The sequence below is a fragment of the Chromobacterium sp. ATCC 53434 genome, from assembly GCF_002848345.1.
In the GTDB taxonomy this organism is placed as follows: Bacteria; Pseudomonadota; Gammaproteobacteria; order Burkholderiales; family Chromobacteriaceae; genus Chromobacterium.
This window is the reverse complement of sequence record NZ_CP025429.1, coordinates 1389840-1415102: the sequence shown is the minus strand read 5'-3', so window position 1 is coordinate 1415102 and position 25263 is coordinate 1389840. Positions and strand designations below refer to the sequence as shown.

The 25263-nt window shown below is 66.4% G+C and carries 22 protein-coding genes and 1 pseudogene; 10 read left to right on the top strand and 13 right to left on the bottom strand.

The annotated features are described in order from the left end of the window. The first annotated feature begins 115 nt into the window (after positions 1-115). From CXB49_RS06800 to CXB49_RS06785, 4 genes and pseudogenes are all read left to right on the top strand, one after another. The gene (locus CXB49_RS06800) at positions 116-1021 is read left to right on the top strand and encodes a LysR family transcriptional regulator (RefSeq protein WP_101707690.1); all 906 of its coding nucleotides are present in this window, start codon (positions 116-118) and stop codon (positions 1019-1021) included. Between the two features lie 236 nt (positions 1022-1257). Continuing rightward, positions 1258-1776, top strand: coding sequence for a hypothetical protein (locus CXB49_RS06795; protein ID WP_158300643.1), 519 nt, complete (start codon positions 1258-1260; stop codon positions 1774-1776). A 187-nt stretch (positions 1777-1963) separates the two neighbouring features. Continuing rightward, positions 1964-2737: pseudogene (locus CXB49_RS06790) on the top strand (class II glutamine amidotransferase); the annotation flags it as partial. Between the two features lie 284 nt (positions 2738-3021). Beyond that, positions 3022-3690, top strand: a complete 669-nt coding sequence (locus CXB49_RS06785) for a hypothetical protein (protein ID WP_101707687.1) — start codon at positions 3022-3024, stop codon at positions 3688-3690. A 57-nt stretch (positions 3691-3747) separates the two neighbouring features. On the opposite strand, the gene CXB49_RS06780 is transcribed toward CXB49_RS06785, so the two are convergent. Next, positions 3748-4470: an ABC transporter substrate-binding protein gene (locus CXB49_RS06780; RefSeq protein ID WP_158300642.1), complete on the bottom strand. Its 723-nt coding sequence runs from the start codon at positions 4468-4470 to the stop codon at positions 3748-3750. Between the two features lie 242 nt (positions 4471-4712). Between CXB49_RS06780 and CXB49_RS06775 the strand changes: the two genes are divergently transcribed. Further along, a complete protein-coding gene (locus tag CXB49_RS06775; protein WP_101707685.1) occupies positions 4713-4901 on the top strand; it encodes a hypothetical protein in 189 nt (62 codons plus the stop codon). An 87-nt stretch (positions 4902-4988) separates the two neighbouring features. On the opposite strand, the gene CXB49_RS06770 is transcribed toward CXB49_RS06775, so the two are convergent. Continuing rightward, on the bottom strand, positions 4989-9161 hold the full coding sequence (locus CXB49_RS06770) for a PAS domain S-box protein (protein WP_101707684.1): 4173 nt from the start codon (positions 9159-9161) through the stop codon (positions 4989-4991). Between the two features lie 188 nt (positions 9162-9349). Between CXB49_RS06770 and CXB49_RS06765 the strand changes: the two genes are divergently transcribed. Beyond that, complete coding sequence (locus CXB49_RS06765) at positions 9350-10174, top strand: hypothetical protein (protein WP_101707683.1); 825 nt, start codon at positions 9350-9352, stop codon at positions 10172-10174. On the opposite strand, the gene CXB49_RS06760 is transcribed toward CXB49_RS06765, so the two are convergent. Beyond that, positions 10171-10809, bottom strand: coding sequence for an FMN-binding negative transcriptional regulator (locus tag CXB49_RS06760; RefSeq protein ID WP_101707682.1), 639 nt, complete (start codon positions 10807-10809; stop codon positions 10171-10173). The two genes, CXB49_RS06765 and CXB49_RS06760, sit on opposite strands and share 4 nt — an antisense overlap. 122 nt (positions 10810-10931) lie before the next feature. Between CXB49_RS06760 and CXB49_RS06755 the strand changes: the two genes are divergently transcribed. The 3 genes from CXB49_RS06755 (at position 10932) to CXB49_RS06745 (ending at position 13979) form a co-directional block, all read left to right on the top strand. Beyond that, positions 10932-11951, top strand: coding sequence for a LacI family DNA-binding transcriptional regulator (locus tag CXB49_RS06755; protein WP_101707681.1), 1020 nt, complete (start codon positions 10932-10934; stop codon positions 11949-11951). 173 nt (positions 11952-12124) lie between these two features. After that, positions 12125-12631, top strand: coding sequence for a gluconokinase (locus tag CXB49_RS06750; protein WP_101707680.1), 507 nt, complete (start codon positions 12125-12127; stop codon positions 12629-12631). A gap of 40 nt (positions 12632-12671) precedes the next feature. Continuing rightward, the gene (locus CXB49_RS06745) at positions 12672-13979 is read left to right on the top strand and encodes an MFS transporter (RefSeq protein WP_101707679.1); all 1308 of its coding nucleotides are present in this window, start codon (positions 12672-12674) and stop codon (positions 13977-13979) included. Between the two features lie 33 nt (positions 13980-14012). Here the strand turns inward: CXB49_RS06745 and CXB49_RS06740 are convergent, their stop codons facing one another. The 10 genes from CXB49_RS06740 to CXB49_RS06695 form a co-directional block, all read right to left on the bottom strand. Then, entirely contained in the window at positions 14013-14645 is a 633-nt protein-coding gene (locus CXB49_RS06740; protein ID WP_101707678.1) for a nucleotidyltransferase domain-containing protein, read from the bottom strand. Positions 14646-14781: 136 nt separating this feature from the next. Next, positions 14782-16251, bottom strand: coding sequence for a PQQ-binding-like beta-propeller repeat protein (locus tag CXB49_RS06735; protein ID WP_101707677.1), 1470 nt, complete (start codon positions 16249-16251; stop codon positions 14782-14784). A 175-nt stretch (positions 16252-16426) separates the two neighbouring features. Continuing rightward, positions 16427-17875 carry a hypothetical protein gene (locus CXB49_RS06730; protein WP_158300641.1) on the bottom strand — a complete coding sequence of 483 codons (1449 nt, stop codon included), beginning with the start codon at positions 17873-17875 and terminating at the stop codon, positions 16427-16429. A gap of 214 nt (positions 17876-18089) precedes the next feature. Then, entirely contained in the window at positions 18090-18539 is a 450-nt protein-coding gene (nudB, locus tag CXB49_RS06725; protein ID WP_101707675.1) for a dihydroneopterin triphosphate diphosphatase, read from the bottom strand. Then, positions 18540-19148 carry a response regulator transcription factor gene (locus CXB49_RS06720; RefSeq protein WP_101707674.1) on the bottom strand — a complete coding sequence of 203 codons (609 nt, stop codon included), beginning with the start codon at positions 19146-19148 and terminating at the stop codon, positions 18540-18542. It lies immediately after the preceding gene. Further along, positions 19145-20452 (bottom strand): mechanosensitive ion channel family protein, encoded by a 1308-nt coding sequence (locus tag CXB49_RS06715; RefSeq protein WP_233492965.1) that lies wholly within the window; start codon positions 20450-20452, stop codon positions 19145-19147. The genes CXB49_RS06720 and CXB49_RS06715 overlap by 4 nt, the downstream gene beginning before the upstream one ends. A gap of 53 nt (positions 20453-20505) precedes the next feature. Further along, complete coding sequence (lolD, locus tag CXB49_RS06710; RefSeq protein ID WP_101707673.1) at positions 20506-21192, bottom strand: lipoprotein-releasing ABC transporter ATP-binding protein LolD; 687 nt, start codon at positions 21190-21192, stop codon at positions 20506-20508. Further along, entirely contained in the window at positions 21185-22423 is a 1239-nt protein-coding gene (locus tag CXB49_RS06705; RefSeq protein WP_101707672.1) for a lipoprotein-releasing ABC transporter permease subunit, read from the bottom strand. The genes lolD and CXB49_RS06705 overlap by 8 nt, the downstream gene beginning before the upstream one ends. 7 nt (positions 22424-22430) lie before the next feature. After that, complete coding sequence (locus CXB49_RS06700) at positions 22431-22655, bottom strand: hypothetical protein (protein ID WP_199406795.1); 225 nt, start codon at positions 22653-22655, stop codon at positions 22431-22433. Positions 22656-22716: 61 nt separating this feature from the next. Continuing rightward, positions 22717-23448: a C40 family peptidase gene (locus tag CXB49_RS06695; RefSeq protein ID WP_101707671.1), complete on the bottom strand. Its 732-nt coding sequence runs from the start codon at positions 23446-23448 to the stop codon at positions 22717-22719. A 123-nt stretch (positions 23449-23571) separates the two neighbouring features. Between CXB49_RS06695 and CXB49_RS06690 the strand changes: the two genes are divergently transcribed. Beyond that, a complete protein-coding gene (locus CXB49_RS06690; RefSeq protein ID WP_369826550.1) occupies positions 23572-25191 on the top strand; it encodes an ABC1 kinase family protein in 1620 nt (539 codons plus the stop codon). Positions 25192-25263 lie beyond the last annotated feature (72 nt).

Below are 25263 nucleotides of genomic sequence, written 5' to 3'. Positions count from 1 at the left end.
GGCGCCCGCCGGCGGTTTGCACTGTGTTTCAGTGGATGCGCACACTATAAGCTCACGAATCGAACCAATAAATACGCTAAACTGCACATTATTGTTTCAAAAATCGAGCAAATAAATGGACAGGCTGACCGCGATGCAGGTATTCGCCGAAGTGGCGCAGCTGGGCAGCTTCACCGCCGCCGGCGACAAGCTGGACATGTCGCGCCCGATGGTCACCCGCTACGTCGACGAACTGGAGCAATGGCTGGGCGCGCGGCTGCTGCAGCGCTCCACCCGCAAGGTCACGCTGACCGACGCCGGCCTGACCTGTCTGGCGCGCTGCCAGCAGATGCTGGAGCTGGCGGCCGAGGTGCGCGCCGACGCCAGCCAGCGCGACGGACAGGTGCGCGGCCTGCTCAGGGTGGCGGCCAGCACCTCCTTCGGCCTCGCGGTGCTGGGCGGCGTCATCGCCGAATTCGGCGAACTGCACCCCCAGTTGCGGGTGGACCTGCAGTTGGGCGACCGCACCGTCAACCTGATTGAAGAAAGAATAGACCTCGCCATCCGAATCACCAACGAACCCGATCCCGGCCTGGTGGGCAGACGGCTGTGCGACTGCCTGTCGCTGCTGGTGGCCTCGCCGTCCTACCTGGCGCGCCACGGCACGCCGCGGGAGCCGCAGGAACTGGAGCGCCACCGCTGCCTCAGCTACAGCAACTTCGGCCGCAGCGAGTGGCGGCTGCGCCGCGGGGGGCAGGAGTCGCGGGTGCGGGTGGCCGGCAATATCAGCGCCAACGAGGCCAGCGCGCTGCTCAGCGCCGCGCTGGCCGGCGCCGGCGTCAGCCTGCAGCCCAGCTATCTGGCCGCGCCGCACGTGCGACGCGGCGAGCTGGTGGCGCTGCTGCCCGAATGGCAGCCGGCCGTGCTCGGCATCCATGCGCTCTACCCGTCGCGGCGGCTGCTGCCGCTGGCCTTGCGCAGCCTGCTGGATTTCCTGGTGGAGAAGTTCGGCGGCCCGCAAGCGCCGTGGGACCGGACCTAGGCCCAGTCCCGGGCCTCGCCTGCCGCCGCCCTTTCGCGCGGGCAGTCCTCGCTAGGATCGATCCGATTTGAATTGACGCCGCCTCTTTCAGCGCCCCGGTGAAAATAGACTCCCGGAACAGTCCGCCGTGGACGGTCGGATAAAACCATGCGGCCCGCCCGGAACCGCAGAATCGGGATATGGCCGCCGGCGACCCGACCGAGAGGCGGCCCGTTTTCTTTCACCGGAGGATTTCGATGGCAACGCTAGAAGAAACGATGGCGGCGTTCGACAAGGCGCTGAAGGACAGTAACGACAGGTATCTGGCCTGGAATGGCCTGGGATATTTCTTGTCTTTGGCGCTCAACGAGATCGAATCGGCGCAGGCGCACCCCGAAAAACGGACCGAATGGATGGAGAAGGCCCGTCTCGATTTTGAAAGCGCTCAAAAAGAGCGCAAGAACCTGCCCGCGGAGGCCCAGACCGTGAATCAGGCCATGCAGTCCGTCGCGACCGTGTTGCGGCAGGAATTCAGCGCCGCCGCCTTCGAGACCGCGTCGAAGGATTTGATGGCGATGGACCACGACAAGGAAAAGCTGGGCGAGCTCGAGCATTATCTCGTCAAATTCGAGCAAGGCGTCGCCAAGAAAGACAAGGCCTTGGCCGAAGGCCTGCTCGCACTGGCGAAAGTGCAATTCAGTCTGCTGTCGGAATCCGCGCGCACGCTGGCCACGCCGCTGCTCGGCCTGGCGGAACAGCTGCTCGCCGCGATATAGGCCGAGGCCATCCACACGATTGTCAGGGAAGCCGGCTCGCGCCGCTGGCGGACGAACCGGCGCGCCGGCGCCGGGTCTTGCCGCGCGGCGATTGCCCGCCGCCGCCAGATCGCCTAAGCTCAGCTACATGAATGCTTCGGTATCCGCCGAAGACGTGACAACCCTGACAAGACGTGGAATCAAGCCGATGTGCCAGCTGCTGGGCATGAATTGCAACACCCCTACCGACATCCTGTTTTCCTTCGAGGGCTTCCATCGCCGCGGCGGCCTGACCGACCATCATGCCGACGGCTGGGGCATCGCCTTCTTCGAGGGCAAGGGCTGCCGCGTGTTTCTCGACGACAAGCCGTCGGTGGAATCGCCGGTGGCCGATCTGGTCAGGCGCTATCCGATCAAGTCGGAAAACGTCATCGCCCATATCCGCAAGGCCACCCAGGGCGAGGTCAATCTGGCCAACACCCATCCGTTCATGCGGGAGATGTGGGGTCAGTACTGGATCTTCGCCCACAACGGCAATCTGGAGAAATTCGCGCCGGCGACCGGCCAATACTTCCATCCGGTGGGCAGCACCGACTCCGAGCTGGCCTTCTGCCATCTGATGGAAAGGCTGCGCGCCAAGTGGTCCGAACCGCCGGAGCTGGAGGCGCTGTTCGACGAAGTGGCGCGGCTGGCGGCCGAGATCAGCGCCAGCGGCGTGTTCAACTTCATGTTGAGCAACGGCGAGTCGCTGTTCACCCACTGCTCGACCCATCTCCACTACATCATCCGCCGCGCGCCGTTCAACACCGCCCATCTGGTCGATGACGACGTCAGCGTCGATTTCGCCACCGTCACCACGCCCCGCGACCAGGTGGCGATGGTGGCCACCCAGCCGCTGACCGACAACGAGAGCTGGACCGCGCTGGCGCCGGGCGAGCTGCTGCTGTTCCGCGACGGCGCGCCGCTGTTGAGCAAGCGGCCCGGCTGACCGGTTCCGACAGCCGCAACATCTGTAAACATCTCCTCGTCGCCAGCCTCGCCCGCTGGCACGCCTCTTGCTGATAGCTACGCATCCAAGCCATTGTTCTTGCTGGAAAAAAACGCCAAAACCGGCCACAAGGGCCGGAATGGCGGCAAGCACAAACGGCAAGGCGGCAACAATTGCCGGCAGATCGGCGCCAAGGTGGTCAACGCCTGCCGCTGCCAGGGACACGAGCTGATCCGTGCAAGCTCTGGCCTGAAAACCCGTTCTCAAGGAGAGGCAACATGTCTATCAGCAACACCAGCGATTCCAACAGCTATTGGCAGCAAATGCAGTCGCTGCACCAGCAGCGCCGCCAGGATTTCAGCAATCTGACCCAATCGGTCCAGCAAGGCGACCTGACCGGCGCGCAACAGGCGCTGGCCGCCCTGCAGCAGCTGAACGGCGCCAATTCCGGCAACGGCGGCCAGGACTTCGCCTCGGCGCTGAACAACGCCGTCAGCAGCGCCTCGGCCACCAGCTCCGCCAGCGCCAGCGACCCGTTCGCCGCCATAAACGCCAGCCAGACCGGTTCGACCGCCGGCAGCGGCAGCTCGGTGTCCTCGCTGCTGAACACGCTGGGCCAGGATCTGCAGGCCGGCAACCTCAGCCAGGCGCAACAGGCCTTCCAGCAGTTGCAGCAGGGCCTGCAACAGGCCGACGGCACCCAAGCGGGCCAGCAGGCCGGCGGCCACCATCACCACCACCATCACGGCGGCGGCGAGCAGCAAGGCCAGAACAACGGCCTGGACAGCCTGCTGAGCGCGAGCAATGGCAGCGCCGGCTCGTCGAGCGCGTCCAGCTCCGCCAGCAGCAGCGCCAGCCAGCAGCAGATGCAGGCCATGCTCAGCCTGTACCAGGCCAATGCCGGCACCAGCGACATCTCCAGCCTGCTGATGTCGATGTCGGCCTGAGCCGGCCAGACGCAAAACGGACGCCTGCCGGCGTCCGTTTTTCATCGTATCGTCAAACTAATGGTAAGGCGCCAGCAAGCGGCGTATTTCCTGACGGCCGGCATAGGAATCGCAGGCCAGCCGCAGTCGCAGCATCGCGGCGGCGTCCCGCGACAGCGCGCTCTCGCGCGACACATAGATCGCCAGCGGCTGCTCGCTGAACAGCCACTCGCCGACCTGAGCCTCGTCGACGCCGGCCTCGCCCAGCAGATTGCCGCATCCCGGCCGGACACAGATGGTGGCGTCCAGACGCCCGGCGCCCAGCATGCGCAGGCCCTGGGCCATGTCGCTGATCAGCACCCGGTTGTGCGGCACCGCGCGGTCGAGCTCGTCCAGCGTGCGGCTGCCGCGCAGCTCGCCGATATTCAGGCCGGAGAAGCTGGCCGCCGTCCTGTGTTCGCGCCCCGCCGCCTTCAGATAGGCCAGCGACACCTTGACCGAGCCTATCGTGCATATGGAGATGCCGTAGCGCTCGCGCTCGGCGGTGGGAATGCCTAGGTTGATCGCGTTCTCGCCGCTGCGCATGCCGTCGATCACGCGCAGATAGGGACGCGTCTCCGCGGTGACGGCGAAACCGGCCTGGGCGGCCAGAAAGCGGATGAAGTCCGGCCCGACGCCGCGATCGGTATCGGCCACGCCCCACGGTTCCACCGACAGCGTGTAGGACAGGTAATGGGCCGGCACCGCCAGCGCGGTGGCCGCCGCCAATGCCAGCGCGCCTCCTATCATTGCCCCTCGCATCGCCCCTCCCCGTCCGGTGCAAAATCGCGGCCGCCGGCGATGCTGGCGGCCACGCTAGCTGGAAATACGTATCCGTAGTGTAGACCAGTCCCGCCGCCGCGCGACGGCGCCCGGCGCGCGCCGTCCCATTGTTAATTCGCTTTCGAACAATCGACTATTCCATTTCGAAAAAATGTTGAAAGCATAGCCGGGAAGAGTAGAATGGCCGCAACATCAATTTTCCTTTACACAGGCCAACCCTCATGAAAGCCGACCCCGACGGCCCCAGTCCGCGCAATCTGCTGCAATACTGGCTGCACAAGCTGTCCGGCACGCGCCTGTCCGTCCAGGACAAGCATCATTTCGAGCCGCTGCAGGAGGAAGTCGCCCTCAATCTGATGGTCATTGTCTGCATCGTGCTGCTGGCGCTGTTCACCTATCTGCAACGCTGACGCCGCGACCTGACGGCTCGGCCGCGGTGAAAATCGGCGGCATTCCAGCCCGGAACCGGAAGAAAGCCATGAGGACAAGGGCTGGAATCAGCCGTCCTCGCCGTCCAGCCGGCCCCAGGTCGCATCCTCGCGCCAGCGGCGGCACCAGTCCGGCACCGCCGCGGCCTCCATCGGCCGGGCGATGCCGAAACCCTGGACATGGCGGCAGCCGAGGCGGAGCAGCAGCGCGCCGTGCTCCAGCGTCTCCACGCCCTCGGCGATCACCGCGCACTTGAACACCGCCGCCAGCTGGATCACGCCCTCGACGATGCGCCGGTCGTCCTCATTGACCAGCATGTCGCACACGAAGCTGTTGTCTATCTTCAGCGTGTTCACCGGCAGACGGCGCAGATAGGTCAGCGACGCATAGCCGGTGCCGAAATCGTCCAGCGCGAAACCGACGCCCAACTTGCGGCAACGCTGCAGCACCGCCACCGTCTGCTCGACGTCGGAGGCCGCGTTTTCCGGCAACTCCAGCTCCAGCCGGGCCGGATCGATGCCGGGATGGCGCGCCAGCGCCTCTTCCAGTTGCCGGCAGAAATCGGCGCGCAACAGATGATGGGCGCTGACGTTGACGCTGACGCCCAGGTCCAGGCCCTCCCGCCGCCAGCGCTCGGCCTGCTCCAGCGCGGCGTCCAGCACCCACAGGCCGAAGGCGGTCTCCAGCTCGTTGCCGTAGAGGTGCGGCAGGAACTCGGCCGGCTCCAGCAGGCCGCGTTGCGGATGCCGCCAGCGGATCAGCGCCTCCATGCCGATGATTTCGCCGCCCTGCAAATCGACCTTGGGCTGGTAGAGCAGCGCGAACTCGTCGCGCGCCAGCGCCTGCTGCAGCGACTCCAGGAACTGCCGGTGCTCCTGGGCCTTGCGGTCGTTTTCCGGATCGAACAGCTGGTAGCGGTTCTTGCCGGCCTCCTTGGCCAGATACATCGCCTGATCGGCATGGCGCAGCAGCGTGTCCGGATCGGCATTGTCCTGCGGATAAAGACTGACGCCTATGCTGGCGGTGACGCTGACCTCGCCCTCCCCGACCGGCACCGGCGTCGCCACCGCGGCCAGCACCCTGTCCAGCACCAGCATGCACTCCTCCGGCGAGCCGATATCGGACAGCAGCACGACGAATTCGTCGCCGCCGAGCCGGGCCAGCGTGTCATCGCCGCGCAGAATGGATTTCAGATGGCTGCTGACCGCCACCAGCAGCTTGTCTCCGACTTCGTGCCCGTGCTGATCGTTGACCGCCTTGAAGCCGTCTAGATCGAGAAAGCACACCGCGCAGGACTTGCCGCTGCGGGTGGCGCGGACGATGGTCTGCCGCAGCCGGTCGGACAACAGGCGGCGGTTGGGCACGCCGGTCAGCGGATCGAAATTGGCGACCCGGTCCAGTTCCGCCTCGTGCTGCTTCAGCTGGGTGATGTCGGAGAAGATGCCGATATAGTGCTGGATCTGGCCCTGCTGATCCCGCACCACCGAGATCGACAGCAGTTCGGCGTACAGTTCGCCGCTCTTGCGGCGGTTCCACAATTCGCCGCGCCAGAAGTCGTGTCCCCGGACCTCGCTCCACAGCTCCTCGTAGAAACTGGCCGCCTGCTGCCCCGAAGACAGCATGCTGGGGCGCTGCCCCACCGCCTCGCCGGCTTCGTAGCCGGTGATGCGGGTGAAGGCCTGGTTGACCTTGGTGATCACGCCGTCGGGGCTCACCACCAGTATGCCTTCGTAGCTGCTGTCGAATACCGCCGCCGCCTCCTTCTGCGCCAGCTCGAACACCTTGCGCTCGGTGATGTCGGTATGAGTGCCCGACATCATCAGCGGCACGCCGTCGTCGTCGCGCTCGACCACCCGCCCGCGCGACAGTATCCAGCGCCAGTCGCCCAGCCGGGTGCGGCAGCGTATCTCCACCTCATGGCTGGCCAGTCCGCCTTCCAGATTGCGCCGGATCGAGTCGCGCGCCCGCGCCACGTCGTCGGCGTGGACATGCTCGTACCAGTTTTCCGCGTTGACGCGCATTTCGCCCGGCCCATAGCCCAGCATGCTTTCCCAGCGCGGACTGACCTGGAAATCGCCGGATTTCAGGTTCCAGTCCCAATACCCCTGGTCGGAGCCGTCTATCACCCGCGCCAGTTGCTGTTCGCGGTTGCGCAGCGCCTGCTCGGCGCGGTGCTGGTCGGTCAGATCGCGGCCGAAGGCCATGTATCGGCCGTCCTTCAGCCGCCCGGTCGTCAGATCGACGCAGATGCTGCCGCCCTTCTTCAGCCGCAGCAGCCATTCCGAGCGCTGGAACGGCGCGTTGTTCAGCTTGGCCAGATGGGCCGGCAGGATGGGCAGGCACTCGGGCGCCACCAGGTCGCGGATATGCATGCCGCGCAACTCGTCGATGCCATGGCCCGTCAGCCGGCAGGCGGCCGGATTGGCGAAGATGTAGTAGCCCTCGGCGTCGGTGACCCAGATCGCGTCGCCGGCCTCGTTCAACACCAGTCTCAGATCCTCGTCCACCCGCTTGCGCTCGGTGACGTCGGACAGATTGCCGACCAGCCGCACCGCCGCGCCGCTCTCGTCCCACTCCACCGCGCGGCCGCGCACCTGCAGCCAGCGCACGCCGTCGTCCTGGTTAGCCAGCCGGAACTCCAGCTCGACCCGCGGCGTCTTGTTGCGGCGGTGCGCCTCGATGGCCTGCAGCACGAACGGCAGATCGGCCGGGTGCACCAGTTGGCGGAAGAAGCGGAAATCGCCGCTGTCGTCCTCGGCCCGCGTGCCCGTCACCTCGTAATAGCGCGGCGAACGGTAGACGCGGCCGCTGCGCAGGTCCCAGTCCCAGAAGCCGTCGCTGGTCGCCTCGGCCACCAGTTGCAGCCGGGACTCGCTGGCCTTCAGCTGCAGGGCCATCTGCTTGCGCGCGGTGATGTCCTGCACCGTGCCGTACACGCCGGTCACCTGGCCGCTGTCGTCGCGCCGCGCCTCGCCGCGCGCGGTCATCCAGCTGAAGGAGCCGTCCGGCCGCGGCAGTTCCAGATCGCATTCGTAGCCAAGGCCGATGGAACGGCAGCGCTCCACCGCCTCATCCAGCTCGGCCCAGCTCTGGGCGGTGAAAAAGCGTCTCAGGGCCAGGTAGTCGGGCGGCGGATCGCGGCCGTCCAGCCCGAACAGCCGGTAGGTTTCCACCGACCATTTCTGGCCGCCGCCGTTCAGGTCCCAGCTCCAGCTGCCGATGCCGGCCAACTGCTGGGCCAGCCGCAAGGCGGCCTCGCTTTCACGCAGCGCGTCCTCGGCCTGCTTGTGCTCGGTGATGTCGCGCGAAATGCCGAACAGGCCGCCCAGCCGTCCATCCGGCGAATAGAACGGTCCCTTGGTCACCAAGAACACCAGCTGGTCGCCGTTGAACAGCGTCAGGAACTCCTCCCGCGTCTGCACCCGCCCCGACTGCATGATGGCGCGGTCGTTGGAAATCAGGTCGCGCGCGGTGATCTCGTCGAACAGCATGCGGTCGTCGCGGCCGAGCACGTCGCCGTCGCTCTTGCCGACGACGGCCAGCGCGGCGCGGTTGGCCATCAGATAGCGCCCCTGGACATCCTTGACGAAAATGGCGTCGGAGGTGCTGGACACCACCGCGTCCAACAGACGCCGATTGACTTCCACCCGGGACAAGGCCTTGCGCAGCGCGGCGCAGAGCAGGCTGGCCGTCAGGCCGTCCACCACCAGGAAGGCCAGTTGCAGCTTGCCGTACCACGACGCCTCGGCCGCGTGCAGATAGGGCTGCACGCCGTAATCGGCCGCCAGCGCCGCCAGCGCCGTGGCCAGCAGGCCGGGTCCCAATCCGCCCAGCGTCGAACTGAGGATGACCGGCAGCAGGAACAACGCCAGCATCGGATGCTCGCCCGCCTCCGGCCCCAGCAACAGTTGCCGCAAGCCGACCGCGCCGGCGGTCAGCGCCGGCGCCAGCAGATAAGCGCACCAGGCCGGCCAGCGCCCGGGCAGCATGCCGCCGGGCAAGGCGCTCAGCCAATCCGGCGGCGCCGAACTCTGCGCCGCCGGCACCGCCCGCAGGGCGGCCAGCAACAAGGCGGTGGTGGCTAGCACGAACAGCACGCCCCGTGCGGTGGTGAAATCGCCGGTCCGGCCCGGCGCGACGCCGGCCAGCAACTGATCGGAGAAGAAAACCCAGCCCAGCGCGAACAGCACGTAGCTGGCGGCGGCGAGCAGCGAGAAGCGGGTGCGCGGACTCATCTGCATGGCGTTGTCGTCTCCGGGCCGGGCGGACGGGTCCGGCGATTGCCGCCGCCAAGGCGCGCGCGGGCATGTCCACTACCGGTATAGCATTCCGCGCCGGCCAAGCCGGTCAGGGCGCCGAATCGACCGCCGACCGGTTCGCATCTGAACTATGCTTGAGCGGTAACGACCGTTCGCGCGAGGAGCCGGGGATGGAGTTTCTGTTCGATCTGGATGATCCCCTGCAGTGCCTGGAGCAGATCTACCAGCGGCTGAATCCGATGGTGGTGTCGCTGCACCCGAAGAAAACCGGTGGCAAGACCGGGCCCTGCCTGGGCAGCGGCCTGTTGCTGGAATATCGCGGCGAGACCTTCATCGTCACCGCCGAGGCGGCATTGTCCGAAATCTGCGTGACGCACCGGCAAAAGGCGGTCGCCTGCGCCGACGGCCGCCAATGGCCGCTGCAGGATCTGGCCTGCGCCAGCCCGCAGCACCTGGACATCGCCGCCATCCATCTGCCGGAAGCCTGGCTGGCGCGCCACCCGGTGGCGCACCGCTTCGAGCTGGGCCGGGCCGGGCCGCCGGACCCGTTGTCCAGCGCCTTCACCTTGCTGTTGGGCTATCCGGCGCTTGGCCCGCGGCCGGCGCCGCCGCTGCCGGCCGGCATCGGCATCGTGTCGCGCGCCTACCGCGGCGACAGCCGCCGCAGCCAGGCCATGCAACCGCTGTTCGTCGAATTCGACAGCCGCGACATCCTCAGCCGCGCCAGGCTGGACAAGCCCGGCCTACTGGACTACTACCATCTGCGCGGCGCGCCGGCCATCAGCCTGTATCATTCCTTCCAACAGGACAGCAACCGCCTGACCGCCTATCTGCAGGGCCTGGTATGCGAATGGGACCATGCCGGCGTCGGCGCGGTCGCCTCGTCCGCCGCGCAACTGCCGGGCTTCCTGGACGGCTTTTTGCAGCAGCTGCGGCAGGGACAGCGCCACGTTCAGGGCGATGTGGCGACGCTGCTGGCGCGGTTCCGGCGCTAGCGCCTGTCCTCGGCCTCCTTCATCGCCGCGGCGACGCCGCCGGCCCGCGCGTCGCCCAGCGCGGACAGCCCGTCGCTGACCTGCCGCCGCGTGGCCCGGTCCTGGTTCTGGCTGAGCTTGTACGCGCCCTGCAGGCTGTCCACCGTCAGCTCGATGCCGACGATGGCGCGCCGCAGCTGGTCCAGATAGTCCGCCGGCGCGTCGTCGACGCGCCAAGGCGCGGCGAAGCCGGCCTCCCGCGTGTCGGTCAACCGCCGCAGCAGGCCGTGCAGCCAGGCCGGATCGTCGATGGCGCGCAGCCGGCCGCGGACGTGCGCGACCGCGTAGTTCCAGGTCGGCACCACCTTGCCGTGCTCGGCCTTGGCCGGATACCAGGACGGCGTCACATAGGCGTCGTCGCCGTGGAAGACCGCCAGCGCCGGCATCCCGCCGTCCAACAGCCGCCACAAGGGATTGGCCCGCGCCACATGGCCGCGCAGCGTCAAGGTCTCGCCGTCCCGCTCGGCCAGCAGCGGGATATGGTTGGCCAGCGGGCCGTCGGCGCCGTTGACCACCAGCGTCGCCAGCGGCCGCGCCGCGATCAGGCGCAGCAGCGCGTCGGCGTCGTCCTGTTGAAAATGTCTGGGCAGATACATCGCGTCGCTCCGGAAAAGTTCGACATTTCAGACATTACAAGCGAGCGTCATGCGATGGCAAGCCGGCGCGCCGCCGGCTGCGCTACAATGGCGGCGGTCCACATCCTCCATGCGGGAAAAACATGTCGAGAAAGCCGCGCATCCGCTCCGGCAGCGGCGCCACCATGCACGATGTGGCCCGCGCCGCCGGCGTCAGCGCCATCACCGTGTCGCGCGCGCTGAACCAGCCGCAGCAGGTGTCCGAGCAGCTGAGGGAACAGGTGATGCGGGCCGTCGACGCGCTGGGCTACGTGCCCAGCCGCTCGGCGCGCACGCTGGCGTCTGCGCGCTCGCGCACGGTGCTGGTGCTGATCCCGTCGCTCGGCAACACCGTGTTTCTCGACACGCTGGCCGGCATCGAGACGGTGCTGGACACCGCCGGCTATCAGATGCTGATAGGCGACAGCCGCTACGACGAGGCGCGCGAGCTGAAGCTGCTGCGCGCCTATCTGCAACACCGGCCGGACGGCGTGCTGCTGACCGGGCTGTCCCATGCCGAACCGGTGGAGGCGCTGCTGCGCCGGCACGCGCTGCCGGCGGTCTACATGATGGACCTGGCCGACGACGGCCGCTGCTGCGTCGGCTTCTCGCAGGAGGACGCCGGCGCCGCCATCACCCGCCACCTGCTGTCGCGCGGCAAGCGCCGCATCGGCTTTCTCGGCGCGCAATTGGACGAGCGGGTGCTGAAGCGGCTGGCCGGCTACCGCGCGGCGCTGGCCGAGGCCGGCCTGGCCGACGCCGGGCTGGAATGGCTGGATCCGGCGCCGTCCAGCATGCGGATGGGCGCCGACATGCTGGATGCCGCGCTGGCGGCGCGGCCCGACTGCGACGCGCTGTTCTGCTGCAACGACGACCTGGCCATAGGCGCGCTGGCGCGCTGCCAGCAATTGGGCGTCGCGGTGCCGGAGCGGCTGGCGATCGCCGGCTTCAACGATCTGCAGTCGGCGGCCTGGTGCACGCCGTCGCTGACCACGGTGGCGACGCCGCGGCGCGAGATCGGCGTCCGCGCCGCGCACGCGCTGCTGGCGCGGCTGGACGGCGGCGAGCCGGAGACGCTGCGCGCCGACCTCGGCTTTAAGCTGATGCTGCGCCGCAGCAGCTAAAACCTCTCCCCTCCGGCCGCGGCGGGCGCTGTGGTGCGCCGACTACATTGTCTTGTCCGACAATGCGAAACTTGATCCGACTGCTTGTTCCCCGCGTTTTGTTAGCGCTAACATCATTGACGAGTCGCCGGCCCCGCGCCGGCTTTGTCTTACATTCTGATGTTAGCGCTAACATGAATATCCGCAACATTGTGGTGATGGGCGTGGCCGGCTGCGGCAAGAGCAGCGTCGGCCGCCTGCTGGCCGACGCGCTCGGCGCCGGCTTCATCGAGGGCGACGCCTACCATCCGCTGGCCAATATCGAAAAAATGCGCGCCGGCATCCCGCTGGACGACGCGGCCCGCGCCGGCTGGCTGGCCAATCTGGCCGATCAGCTGCGCCGGGGCCGCGCCGCAGGCGCGCCGCTGGTGCTGAGCTGTTCGGCCTTGAAGCGGCGTTACCGCGACCTGTTGCGCGGCGCCGATCCGGAGTTGCTCTTCGTCCATCTCGCCGGAGACCGGGCGCTGATCGCCAGCCGCATGCGCGAGCGCAGCGGCCATTTCATGCCGGAAAGCCTGCTCGACAGCCAGTTTCGCGACCTGGAAGCCCCGACGGCCGACGAGCGGGCCATCCAGCTGGACATCGCCCAGCCGCCCGAGGCGATGCTGGCGCAGCTCTTGGCGGCGCTGGGCCGCCCCTGACCGTTTCAACGCAAAGGCAGTATCTAGGAGGAGAACAACAATGAACGCCCCGTCCCCGCACCACTTCAAGATTCCGACCCGGCGCTGGCGCATAGGCTGGCTGCTGGGCATAGGCATCCTGGTCAATTATTTCGACCGCATCAGCCTGTCGGTGGCCGCGCCGCAGCTGCAGCACGAGTTCGGCCTGAGCAACGCCGAGCTGGGCCTGCTGTTCAGCGCCTTCTTCTGGAGCTATGCGCTGCTGCAGATTCCCACCGGCCTGGTGCTGGACCGCTTCGGCACCACCCGCGTCGGCCGCATCGGCGCGCTGCTGTGGGGCGTGGCCGCCACGCTGACGGCCTGCGCCGGCGGTTTCGCCGGCATCTTCGCCGCCCGCGTGCTGCTGGGCGTCGCCGAGGCGCCGGGCTTCCCGGTCAGCTCCAAGGCCACCGGCTACTGGTTTCCGCGCCGCGAGCGGGCGATGGCCACCGCCATCTTCGACGCCGCCGCCAAATTCTCCAATGTGATAGGCGTGCCGCTGGTGGCGCTGGCCGTCGTGCACCTGGGCTGGCGCTGGGGCTTCGGCGTGTCGGCGGTACTCAGCGTGCTGTACTTCCTCGCCTTCTGCCTGATCTACCGCGACCCCAGCGCCGACGGCAAGCTGAGCGAGACCGAGCGCCGCTACATCGTCGACGGCGGCGCGGCCGAGGAAGGCGTCAGCGGGCAGAATTCGCTGGCGATGCTCGGTTATCTGCTGCGCCAGCGCAAGGTATGGGGGCTGTCGATAGGCTTCGCCGCCTACGGCTATGTGTTCTACCTGTTCCTGACCTGGCTGCCCGGCTACCTGGTGCAGGCCATGCACATGGATATCCTGAAATCGGCGTGGTTCTCCGCCATCCCCTGGCTGTTCGCCACCGCGTCCGACCTGTTCGTCGGCGGCTGGCTGATAGACCGGCTGATCGCGCGCGGATGCGACGAGACCCGGGTCCGCAAGACGGTGCTGCTGTGCGGCATGACCATGGGCATGGCGGTGTTCGGCGCGACGACGACGACCGATCCCTATGTCGCCATCGTCTGGATCACCATCGCGCTCAGCGGCCTGGCCGCCGCCGCGCCGGTGGGCTGGTCGCTGCCGTCGCTGATCGCGCCGCGCGGCGGCACCGGCACCGTCGGCGGCATCATGAACTTCGCCAACAATATGATGGGCGCCGTCGCCCCCATCGTCACCGGCCTGATCGTCGGCGCCACCCACTCCTTCGCCAATGCCTTCCTGGTCGCCGGCTGCATGCTGGTCATCGGCATTCTGGCCTTCGTCTTCCTCTTGGGCCGCATCGAGCCGCTGCCCGAACCCGGCGCCAGCCCGGATTAGCGCGCGCCCAGGCCCCGGCTCAAGCCGGGGCCCTCATTCGCGCAGCGGCCCCGCCACGCTCAGCACCAGCCGCGCGATCGCCTCGCATCCGGCATTCGGCTTCAAAGCCAGTTCAAACGCCCGCCGGCTGTCCTCGTCATGCAGCGCCAACCAGCGCAGCGCCTTCTTCGGCCCCTCGAACCACAGGCCGCGCAGCGCGAAGTAATCCTCCAGCAAGGCCATCAGCAACCACGCCCGGCGATAGTCGCCCTCGACGTCTCCGCGCTGGATCCGCGCCGCCATCTTGTGCGCCCAATCCCGTCGCGCCTGCAATTCGTCGTCGGGCAGCCGCTGCGGTCCCGCGGCGTGTAGCGCCTCCAGCCCATCGAGGAAACGGCTCGCCTCCTCGCCGCGCTGGCGGAGGATTTTCGCGCCGCGCAAGGACAGGTGCTCTTCGGTCGGCGCGTCCAGCACGCTGTCCGGGTACAGGAACAAGTCCAGATACTCGCCATCGATGCGGCGGGTGTCCCGCGCCACCTGCTCTAGCGCGCCGAACGCCGCGATATCGTAATCGCTGCCCTGATTGGCGCTGCCGTCGGCGCGCGAACCGTAGAGCAAGACCGTGTGCAGCCGCGGATCGCGTTCAAGTTCGGCGACGATGCGCGGCAACAGATCACTAGACGTCATGCGCCCTCTCCTGACAGTGTCCAGTCGGCAAGCATACCATCAATGCCAAAACCATAAAGAGCGCAAGTTCCGGAGTGCGGCCCTGGGCCGGCGGAATGCGGGAAACCGGTTCCCGCACTCCGCGGCTAGGACGACATCACAGCGGCCACAGCGGACTGATGCCGGAATGGCCGGCCGTGCCGTGCGCGATGGGCCACGCGGCGTCGGCGCTGGCCAGCTGCTGATGCGCGCGCAGCGCCAGCGCGCACGAATTGAAGGTCATGCCCTCGGACTTGCTCTTGTCGTCGCGCGCCAGCACGATGCCGACATAGACCGTGCCGTCCTGCGCCAGTATCGGCGAGGTCAGGAAGGGATTGATATTGCCGAAGTCATGGGCGATGCCTTCTATCGTCGTCGACCAGATCGGCGCGCCGGTGGCCGCGTTGCGCGCCTCGATCTCGCCCTTGTGCACAAAGCGGGCCTTCTCCGCACTGGAAGGGGTCTTGACGACGCTGAAGTACAGGGTCCCCTCCTCGGTCAGCACCGGCGATCCCGACACCGTTCCGTCGACGTGCTGCATCCACAGCAGCGAACCATCCTCCCGGATCGCGTAGATCTGTGCCTCGCCGACATTGGACTTGACCCGGTTCAACGCGAGATAGACGGTTTTCTTCGGCCCCAGAATCAGGCTGGGATGATACTCGGTGGTCGTGAAATCCTCCGGGAAGGTGAACAGGACTTTCTTGACGTAGGTCTTGTTGTCCGGGACGAAGCTGGACAGCGCGAGATGGCTCCACACGCCCATGCCCTCGTCGTAGGTACCGGTCAGTCCATACATGCTGCCGCCCGCATTCAAGCCTATGCAGCAGCAGCCGCTGCCCTTGACTACGGTTTCGATCAGGCCGTCGCTGGGCGAGACCTTCAGAATCTCCCCCGCGCCGCCCTGGTCCTCGCACAGCGGCACGTAAAGCGCATGATCCTCGCCGAAGCGCAATTGCGCGATCTTGTCGAAACCGCGCTCGGCGCGGGTCTTCTCCCACAGGACCTTGCCGTCCGTCAGCGAGAGCCGATGAAAATACGTCCCCTGCCCGCCGCCATCGGTGAACTGCACGTTTGAAAAATAAATGCTGTCATTCGTGATGGTCGGCCACGACATGTTCTGGCTGACCACCGTGCCGTTCGAAATCCGGTTCGACACATCGTGATGCCAATGCATCGCCACTGACGACGGCTTGTCGTGATCCTCGCGCACCAGATTGATCCGGCATCCGAAGCCGAGGAAGATATTCGCGTGCTCGATCGTGTATAGCGAATTGACTAGGATATCCCCGTTCGAACCCACGCAAAGGCGTTGCAGCTTTTGATCGTCTGACGGAATCGCGAGCGTCCATTTCGTGCGCAGCCCTTCCGACGCATGCGGCGACAGCGCGTGAATGTTCTGATCCCAGGTCGCCTTGGCCAGAATGGTGCCGTTGGGGTGCATCGCGATCTGCATGCCTGCGTTTCTCAGTTCGCTGACATGCTCCAGCGAGGAGTAATTGAGCAGAGCCAGCGGTTCGCCCAGCTTTTCCTCGACTTTTTCCGCGCGCTTAACGGTGTATTTCAGATCGGATAGCGTGAAAGACATGATCAAACTCCTGTAAGTGCCGGCCTCGCCGTCTGGCTGAACAGACGGCGGCCGTATTTGACTTGCTGTTCGGCGGGCTATCGACAACGATCGCCTGCGCCACAGCGCCACCCTTCAAGAATTGCGGCGCAAGCTTAGGCTCGAGACCGGCCCGGATTCAGCGGAGTTTGATTTTTCAGATTCGTCCCACCCTTGCGGCGGGCATCGGCTTGCGCGCCCTCAGGCCGATGACGCAGCCATTGTACGTCTGCCCGCCCAGCGTCTTCTTCGCCAGCATCGCCGCGACATACACGATGCCGTCGGCGGTGATCAGCGGCGAAGTCAGCAAGGGGTCGCCGTTGCCGACGTCGGCGACGACGTCCCCGATCACGGTATGCCACTCTTCCTCTCCGCTCTCGGCGCAGACCGCCCGGATCTCGCCCTGCGTCACCTGCTGCCGGCATTCGTCGGCCGATGGGTTCAGCCTCAGGCTGAAATACAGCGTGCCATCCACGGCCAGCGCCGGCACGCCGCAGATGTCCCCGTCGGCGAAATGCCGCCATGACACCGTCCCGTCGTCCTTGAAGGCATAAACCTCCGACGCCCGGGCCGTCCGGCGCCCTGCTCCGGACACGACGCGGCTGCCGGCGAAATATATTCGTCTCCCGCTCCCGATGATCAACGCCGGATGGTAGCCGGCGCTTTCAAAATCGGCCGGGAAGGTGAAAAGCGTCTGCTGCTCATAGCCTGTGCCGACCGGTATCAGCTTATGCAGCGCCAACGCGCGCCAATGCCCCGACGACGCCAGCTTTTTTCCGGTCAACGCATAGACCGTTCCGTCGTCCGCCGCCGCCATGCCGATATAAGGCGCGCCCCGCGCCAGAATCCGCCGCTCTCCGCCGTCCCGCATCGACAGCTCGACCACCCCGCCGTCCCGCACCGTCGACGGCGCGGCGCGAAACGACGCGTACAGCGCGCGATCGCCGAGCAGGCGCAGTTGTCCGATATATTTTCCCGGGTATTCGCGCGCCCATTTCAAGCGCCCGTCGGCCAGCGAAATCGCGGTGACGGTGGACGCCTGTTCGCCGCCGTCCCCGCTCAGCTGGACATGAGAGAGGTAGACGGCATCGTCGGCGATGACCGGACTGCCCATATTGGCCTCGACGATCCCGTGGCCGATGCGGCGGTTCGGCAGCCGGTACTGCCAGCGCAGCTCAGGCGACGCGGCGCCGGACGGCGGCTCGCGCCAGACCGATATCGCATAGCCGGCGCCGACGAACTCGTCGTCGGCGTCGACCATCGGATACCGCGCATTCAGCAGGATGTCGCCGGCGGCGCCGACGGCGAGCACCGCGTGCCCGACCCTGTCCGCCCCCTGCAGCGTCACCGCCCACCTGCGCTCCGCGCCGGCAGGCCCGCCCAGCCGCATCGCCCGCGCGCCGGGCACCGCGTTCGATCGTTCCAGCAAATCGCCATTCGGATGCATGGCGATATGGAGGCCGGAGGTTTTCATCTCCGCCAGACAATACTCCATCGACGTGGTGTGCAGATGCACCGGCACGCCCAAGGCGCCGTCTATGCCCGGACGATGCACGACGGCGTATTTCAGATCCTGCAAGACAAATTCAAAGGAGTCATAGGACATCGCACCCTCCCGGCCGCCTCGGCCATGCATGAAAACGCCGTCGCCATGCGGCGCCTGGCACCGAACATCCGGGAATCATTGCAGCAATTGGGCGCCCCACCCGGCCTACTCAGGCAGCGAGCGGTGCTTTTCAGACTTTTCCCATGAAGCCGGACGAAAAAACACCCGCTGTGACAGCGGGTGTTTCGAAGTGGAAATCCAGACGAGACGAGCCTCAGACCCTCAGACCCAGCCTTTCGGGCAACAGCCGCAGCGCCTCGGCGTTGGATGGCGAAAACGCCAGTTGGGCCGCCTCGTCCCACGGCAACCAACGATAGCCGAGGTGCTCGCGCGGCGCCAGCGCCACCTCGCACGGCTCGGGCAGCAGCAGGCCGAACACGTGCTCGTCGTTGTGGGTGACGCCTTCCGGATAGCGGTGGCGCCAATGCGGGTAGATTTCGTAGCGGTTGGCGAGATGCCAGTCGCTGAGTTCGAAGCGGGAGGCGTCCAGACCGGTCTCCTCCGCCACTTCGCGGCGCGCGGTGGCCATCAGCTCCTCGCCGCCCTCGCGGCTGCCGGTCACCGACTGCCAGTAGCCGGGTTTGTCCGCCCGCTCCAGCATCAACGCCCTGCCGTCCGCGCTGTGTATCACCACCAGTACCGATACCGGCTGCTTGCTGCCCATCTAGATCTCGCTTCCCGCCGCCAGCATGCCGGCCAGCTCCACCGCCGACTTGACGCCCATTTTCTCGAACACCCGGGAACGGTGGACTTCCACCGTCTTCATGCTGATGCTGAGCTCCTCGGCGATCTGCTTGTTCAGCTTGCCGGCCAGGATCAGCCCCATCACCTCGCGCTCGCGCTCGGTCAGCAGCGCTAGCGCCGCCGACACCTTGCGCTGGCGGCCGTGCAGCCGGCGGTTGCGCTCGTCCAGCTCCACCGCGGCGGCGGCCCGCTGCAGCAGATGGACGTCGTCGAACGGTTTTTCGATGAAATCGAGCGCGCCCAGCTTCAGCGCCGCCACCGCGTGCGGCACGTCGCCGTGCGCGGTCAGCATGATCACCGGCGGACAGTAGGGGCGATCGGCCAGCTTTTCCAGCAGCACGATGCCGCTGATGCCGGACAGCCTGAGGTCCAGGATGATGCCATTGTATTCATCGCCGCTGCCGGCGGCCAGGAAGGCCTCGCCGCTGTCGAAGCCGTCGGCCAGATAACCCTGGCCGTCCAGCAGCCACAACAACGCCTGCCGCACCGCCTCGTCGTCGTCGATGATGGCCAGCCGTTTCGCGCTCATGATGCCTCCGCGTCCGCCCTGCCGGCCGGCTTGTCGCCGACGATGCGCACTTCGCGCTGCGGGAACGGGATGTCGATGCCATGCTGCTTGAACAAGCGCCAGATCGCCAGATTGATGTCCGACTTCAGGCCCATGAAGCCGTTCTCCGGATCGGCCACCCAGAAACCCAGCTCCAGATTGATGCCGCTGTCGGCGAACAGCGTGACGAAGGCGTTGGCCGCCGGGGTCTTCAGCACCCGCGGCTGCTCGGCCGCCTGTTTCAGCAGCTCCAGCGCCAGGTCCAGATCGGTGCCGTAGGCCACCTGCACCGGCAGGCTGGTCCACATATTCTTGTCGGAATACGACTGGTTGATCACGGTATTGGACATCAGCGCGTCGTTCGGGATCAGCGCCTCGGTGCCGTCGCCCCCTTTCAGCACCACGTAGCGCGAGGTCATCTTGGTGACGTAGCCGACGCGGTTGTCGACCATCAGCCGGTCGCCGATGCGGATCGAGTGGTCGAGCAGAATGATGAAGCCGGACACGAAATTGCTGGCGATCTTCTGCAGGCCCAGGCCCAGGCCGATGCCGACCGCGCCGCCGAACACCGACAGCACCGTCAGGTCTATGCCCATCACCGGCAAGGCCACCAGCACCGAGGCCACCACCAGGCCGGTGCGGGTCAGCTTGGCGAACACGATGCGCAGATTGGGATCGAGGTGCCTGAGCTTCATGATGCGCGCCTCGATCAGGCGGCTGGCCCACAGCGCCACCACGACGATCACCGTCACCCACAGCAGGCCGTTGATGATGGTCAGCAAATCAAGCCGGGTCTTGCCGATATGGAAGGAGATGGACTCCAGCCAGTCCATCACCGCCACGTCGAAGCCTATCGCCCAGCTGACGAAGCCCAGCCACAGCACCGTGGCCAGGAAGTGCTCGGAGGTGCGCTCGAGGCGCCCCTTCGGAAAGGCCTGCCGCACCACCGCCGTGCACAGCCGTATCACCGCCAGCCAGAACAGCAGCGCGCTGAAGATGTGCAACACCAGCATCGGCGCGTGTTCGTAATGGCTCCAGGCCAGGCCGGCGGCGATCACCAGCAGCTGCGCCGACAGCGGCAGCACCAGGCGGAAACCCACATAGGGCAGGAAGCGCTCGTAACGCTGGGGCCTGTGGGCGAACCAGCGCAGGAACAGATGGCGCGCGATCAGGAAGGCGGCCACCACGCACAAGGCGCCGATGCAAAGCTCGATCAGGCCGTTGCGGGTCTGCAGCGCGTCGAGCAGCGCGAAGAAATCCATTTCCTTGCGGATGAACAACAGCAATTCCGACTCCTTGTCAAAACGCCGGGCCGCCTAGCATGGCGGCCCGGTCAGCGTCATACCGTCTCCGACACCGACAGCCGGCCTTCGTTCAGCCTCAGCACCCGCTGCGTGCACGCGGCGAGTTCCAGATCGTGGGTGACGATGATCAGGCTGGTGCCCAGCGTGCGGTTCAATTCCAGCATCAGCTCGAAGACCTGGCGCGCGGTATGGACGTCCAGATTGCCGGTGGGCTCGTCGGCCAGCAGGCAGGTCGGCTCGGTGACCAGCGCCCGCGCGATCGCCGCGCGCTGGCGCTCGCCGCCGGACAGCTCGCCCGGCTTGTGCGCCAGGCGCTTGCCGAGACCGACCCGCTCCAGCATGGCCTCGGCGCGTGCGGCGGCCTCGCCCTTGTTCATCCGCCGGATCAGCAGCGGCATCATCACATTTTCCAGCGCCGAAAATTCCGGCAGCAAGTGGTGGAACTGGTAGACGAAGCCCATAGCCTCGTTGCGCAGCTTGCCGCGCTCGGTTTCCGACAGCGTGGACAGATCGCGGCCCAACACCTCCACCGCGCCGGAGGTCGGCGTATCCAGCCCGCCCAGCAGATGCAGCAGCGTGCTCTTGCCTGAGCCGGAGGCGCCGACGATGGCCAGATGCTCGCCCTTGCCCACTTCCAGATTCACATCGGACAGCACGTCCAGCGCCAGCTTGCCTTCCTCGTAGCGTTTGCCGAGTTGACGGCAGCTCAATACCTTATTCATAGCGCAGCGCCTCCGCCGGTTGGGTGCGCGCGGCGCGCCAGCTGGGATACAGCGTGGCGAACAGCGCCAGCAGCAAGGAGATGACGGTGATGGTGGACACATCGCCCCACTGCACGTCGGACGGCAGATAATCGATCATGTAGACGTCGCTGGACAGGATCTTGGCGCCGATGATGCGTTCGATCACCGGCACGATCACGTCCAGATTCAACGCGATGACGACGCCGCTGACGGCGCCGGCCAGCGTGCCCAGCACGCCGGCCACCGCGCCCTGGATCATGAAGATCTTCATGATGCTGGCGGGCGAGGCCCCCAGCGTGCGCAGGATGGCGATGTCGGCCTGCTTGTCGGTCACCACCATCACCAGCGTCGACACCAGATTGAACGCGGCCACCGCGACGATCAGCGTCAGGATGATGGTCATCATCCGCTTCTCGATCTGCACCGCGCGGAAATAATTGGCGTTGGTGTCGGTCCAGTCGGTCACCATCAGCTGCGGCAAGCGCGGCCGCAGATCAGCCTTCAGTTGCGGCGCCAGCAGCGGATCGTCCAGCTTCAGCCGCACGCCGCTGACGGCGTCGCCCATCCGCTCCATCACCTGGGCGTCGCGCAGATTGACCATCGCCAGCGAGGCGTCGAACTCGTACATGTCGACCTTGAACAGGCCGACTACGGTGAACTGCTTGGAACGCGGGATCATGCCGGCCGGCGTGACGCTGCCCTGCGGCGTCATCAGCGTCACCTTGTCGCCGACGCCGACGCCGAGCTGGCGCGCCAGCTCGACGCCCAGCGCCATGCCGAAACTGCCCGGCTTCAGATTCTCCAGCTTGCCGGCCACCATGTGGCGGCCGACGTCGACCACCTGGTCCTCCTGCTTAGGCTCTATCCCGCGCAAGAGGCCGCCCCGCACATTGCCGTAGGCGACGAACAGGCCCTGGCTGCTGACGAAGGGCGCGGCGGCGAGCACATGCGGCTGCTTGACCAGCATGTCGCGCGTGCCCTGCCAGTTGGCGAGCCGGCCATCATAGCCGCTGACTTCCAGGTGGGACGCCACGCTGAGGATACGGCCGCGGATTTCCTTCTGGAAACCGTTCATCACCGACAGCACGATGATCAACGCCGCCACCCCCAGGCCGATGCCGGCGATGGAGATCAGCGAAATGAAGGAGATGAATCCGTTGCGACGCTTGGCGCGCAGATAACGCAGACCGATAAAGGCTTCGAATGGCATCGTGTTCCTATTTTTCCGATCGGTAGGGATTTTCCAGGCTCTGCATCAAGGCCGACAGGAAGTCGCGCACCTGCGCCTCGTCGCAGCCCATCAGCACCGCGTCCTCGAACGCGTCCTGCGCCAGCTGGGCGATTTCCTCGAGGTTCTCGCGCATCACCTTCAGTTTTTCGACGCAGGCCACCACGTTGCCGTCGGGATCGCGCCACACCGGTATCTCGATTTTCAATGCCATCTTCCTGATTCCTGAAAACACGATGCCCGCGGACAGCGGGCATCGTCGTTCGACCGGCGGCTCAGTGCCGGCCTTTTTTCTTCTTGCCGCTCTTGGCGCTCTTGCCGCCCTTCTTGCCGCCCGACGCGGCCTCCGCCTTGCACTTCTTGTGGCCCTTGCGGCACTTGGCCGCCTCCGGCTTTTTGGCGGCGCCTTTCACGCTGACGTCATCCGAGGTATCGGCCGCCTGGTAGGCGGTGCTACGATTGACCCTGCGCGCGCCATTGTATCGCGCGACCCAGTAGCTCTGCGACAGGTTGGCGACCTCGATGTTCTTGCCGGTGCGCGGCGCGTGTATGAATTTGTTATTGCCCATATAGATGCCGACATGGGAATAATTGCGTCCGAGGGTGTTGAAGAACACCAGGTCGCCCGGCATCAGTTCGCCGCGGCCGACCGACTTGCCGACCCGCGACATCTCGGCGGCGGTGCGCGGCAGATTGACGCGCAGCGACTTCTGGAACACATAGCGGATGAAGCCGCTGCAGTCCAGGCCGTCGTCCGGCGTGTTGCCGCCGAAACGGTAGGCGACGCCCAGCAGGCTCATCGCTTGCAAAAGCAGGTCGCCCACCGCATCCTCGGGAGGCGCGGCGTATTTGGAGATGGGGTCGTCCGGTTTGTCAGGCGCCGCGCTTTCGGTGGCGGCCTTCCCTTCGGCGGGGGGCTTGTCCGGTGTTGCCTTGTCTGGCGCGGCCTGGGCGAAAACCATGAAGCCCGCCAGCGCCAGCGCTGATAAGCGGAGTTGCAATTTCATAGGCCGCACTCTATCGGACGGGGCCAACAGTGTAAAGCCAAGCGGGGCAGCGAAAAGCACATGATTAGGGAAACCTTGATTGCAATGCGGGACTTACCGCGACTAAGAGAAATCAGCGGAATTTTGATCCGTCATGGCCTCGGAGAGTTCGCGCAGCGGCTCAAGTTGCCGCGCGCGATGGAGAAGGCCGGCGAGTGGCTCAATCTGTCGCTGCCGGCCGGCGAGTCGGCGCAGCCGACCGCGGTGCGGGTCAGGCTGGCCTTCGAGGAGCTCGGCCCCACCTTCATCAAGCTCGGCCAGATCCTGTCGACCCGCGTCGACGTGTTCCCGCCGGACTGGATAGACGAGTTCGAAAAGCTGCAAAACCGGGTGCCGCCGCTGCCGCCCGCGCTGGTGCGCAGGCTGATCGTCGAGGCGCTGGGCGCCGAGGCCGACGAGCTGTTCGCCGAATTCGACCTGCAGCCGATAGGCTCGGCGTCGATCGCCCAGGTCCATCGCGCGCGGCTCAAGGACGGCGACGAAGTGGCGGTCAAGCTGCGCCGGCCCGGCATCGTCGAGAAAGTGGAAGCCGACTTGCGCATCCTGGCCCATCTGGCCCATCTGCTGGAGATGGAATTCCCCGAGCTGCGCCGCTACCAGCCGGTCGGCATCGCCGCCCAGTTCTCGCGCTCGCTGCGCCGCGAGCTGGACCTGGCGATAGAGGCGCGCAATATGGAGCGCTTCGGCCGCGACTTCGCCGACGATCCCTGCGTGGTGGTGCCCAGCGTGCACTGGGAATACACCAACGCCGCCGTCAATGTGCAGAGCTTCGTCGACGGCGTCTCGGCCGGCGAGCTGGCCCGACTGGAGGACGGCGGGCTGGACCCGGTGCTGCTGGCGCAGCGCGGCGCCGACGCGGTGCTGAAGATGATCCTGGTCCACGGCTTCTTCCACGCCGATCCGCACCCGGGCAATGTGTTCTTCCTGCCCGACCACCGCATCGCCTTCATAGACTTCGGCATGGTCGGCCGCATCAGCCACGTGCGGCGCGACGAAATCGTCGATCTGCTGTCGGCGGTGGCCGAACGCAACGAGCACGGCATCATAGACGTGCTGGTCGAGTGGACCGGCAACACGCCGGTGGACATGCCGAAGTTCGCCGACGAGGTCGGCGAATTCATGTTCCAGTACGAGCACGTGCCGCTGAAGGGGCTGAACATCAGCCAGCTGATCGTCGACATCATGACGCTGATCCGCAACCACGGCATCGTGCTGCCGCCGGACATGGCGCTGTTGTTCAAGGCGCTGATCACGCTGGAGGGCCTGGGACGGCAGTTGAATCCCGAGTTCCAGCTGGTGGCCCACATCACGCCCTTCGTCAAGGAGCTGATCGTCGCCCGCTACCATCCGGCGGCGCTGCTCAAACGCGGCAAGCAATCGCTGTCCGAGGGGCTGGAAATGATAGCCGGCCTGCCGCGCGACCTGGTCCGCATCGGCCGCGACATGCGCCACGGCAAGTTCCGCGTCAATCTGGACCTGCAGCGGCTGGACAGCTTCGGCAAACAGCTGGACCGCAGCAGCAACCGGCTGACGATGGGCATCGTCACCGGCTGCCTGATCATAGGCTCGTCCATCGTGATGACGGTCAACGCCGGCCCCAAGCTGTTCGGCCTGCCGTTCTTCGGCTTCTTCGGCTTCATGCTGGCGCTGTTCAACAGCGTGTGGCTGGTCTGGGCCATCTGGCGCTCCGGCAAGGACTTATAGCCCAGGCTCAGCGGAACTACGGCATCAAGTTGCCAGGCGGCGGGCCGATAGCCGGGCTATCGTCCCTCCCGC

Bases quoted from the DNA above. Each gene is read 5' to 3' on its own strand.
- CXB49_RS06800 (WP_101707690.1), top strand. From the start codon at position 116: ATGGACAGGCTGACCGCGATGCAGGTATTCGCCGAAGTGGCGCAGCTG.
- CXB49_RS06795 (WP_158300643.1), top strand. From the start codon at position 1,258: ATGGCAACGCTAGAAGAAACGATGGCGGCGTTCGACAAGGCGCTGAAG.
- CXB49_RS06785 (WP_101707687.1), top strand. From the start codon at position 3,022: ATGTCTATCAGCAACACCAGCGATTCCAACAGCTATTGGCAGCAAATG.
- CXB49_RS06780 (WP_158300642.1), bottom strand. From the start codon at position 4,470: ATGCGAGGGGCAATGATAGGAGGCGCGCTGGCATTGGCGGCGGCCACC.
- CXB49_RS06775 (WP_101707685.1), top strand. From the start codon at position 4,713: ATGAAAGCCGACCCCGACGGCCCCAGTCCGCGCAATCTGCTGCAATAC.
- CXB49_RS06770 (WP_101707684.1), bottom strand. From the start codon at position 9,161: ATGCAGATGAGTCCGCGCACCCGCTTCTCGCTGCTCGCCGCCGCCAGC.
- CXB49_RS06765 (WP_101707683.1), top strand. From the start codon at position 9,350: ATGGAGTTTCTGTTCGATCTGGATGATCCCCTGCAGTGCCTGGAGCAG.
- CXB49_RS06760 (WP_101707682.1), bottom strand. From the start codon at position 10,809: ATGTATCTGCCCAGACATTTTCAACAGGACGACGCCGACGCGCTGCTG.
- CXB49_RS06755 (WP_101707681.1), top strand. From the start codon at position 10,932: ATGTCGAGAAAGCCGCGCATCCGCTCCGGCAGCGGCGCCACCATGCAC.
- CXB49_RS06750 (WP_101707680.1), top strand. From the start codon at position 12,125: ATGAATATCCGCAACATTGTGGTGATGGGCGTGGCCGGCTGCGGCAAG.
- CXB49_RS06745 (WP_101707679.1), top strand. From the start codon at position 12,672: ATGAACGCCCCGTCCCCGCACCACTTCAAGATTCCGACCCGGCGCTGG.
- CXB49_RS06740 (WP_101707678.1), bottom strand. From the start codon at position 14,645: ATGACGTCTAGTGATCTGTTGCCGCGCATCGTCGCCGAACTTGAACGC.
- CXB49_RS06735 (WP_101707677.1), bottom strand. From the start codon at position 16,251: ATGTCTTTCACGCTATCCGATCTGAAATACACCGTTAAGCGCGCGGAA.
- CXB49_RS06730 (WP_158300641.1), bottom strand. From the start codon at position 17,875: ATGTCCTATGACTCCTTTGAATTTGTCTTGCAGGATCTGAAATACGCC.
- nudB (WP_101707675.1), bottom strand. From the start codon at position 18,539: ATGGGCAGCAAGCAGCCGGTATCGGTACTGGTGGTGATACACAGCGCG.
- CXB49_RS06720 (WP_101707674.1), bottom strand. From the start codon at position 19,148: ATGAGCGCGAAACGGCTGGCCATCATCGACGACGACGAGGCGGTGCGG.
- lolD (WP_101707673.1), bottom strand. From the start codon at position 21,192: ATGAATAAGGTATTGAGCTGCCGTCAACTCGGCAAACGCTACGAGGAA.
- CXB49_RS06705 (WP_101707672.1), bottom strand. From the start codon at position 22,423: ATGCCATTCGAAGCCTTTATCGGTCTGCGTTATCTGCGCGCCAAGCGT.
- CXB49_RS06700 (WP_199406795.1), bottom strand. From the start codon at position 22,655: ATGGCATTGAAAATCGAGATACCGGTGTGGCGCGATCCCGACGGCAAC.
- CXB49_RS06695 (WP_101707671.1), bottom strand. From the start codon at position 23,448: ATGAAATTGCAACTCCGCTTATCAGCGCTGGCGCTGGCGGGCTTCATG.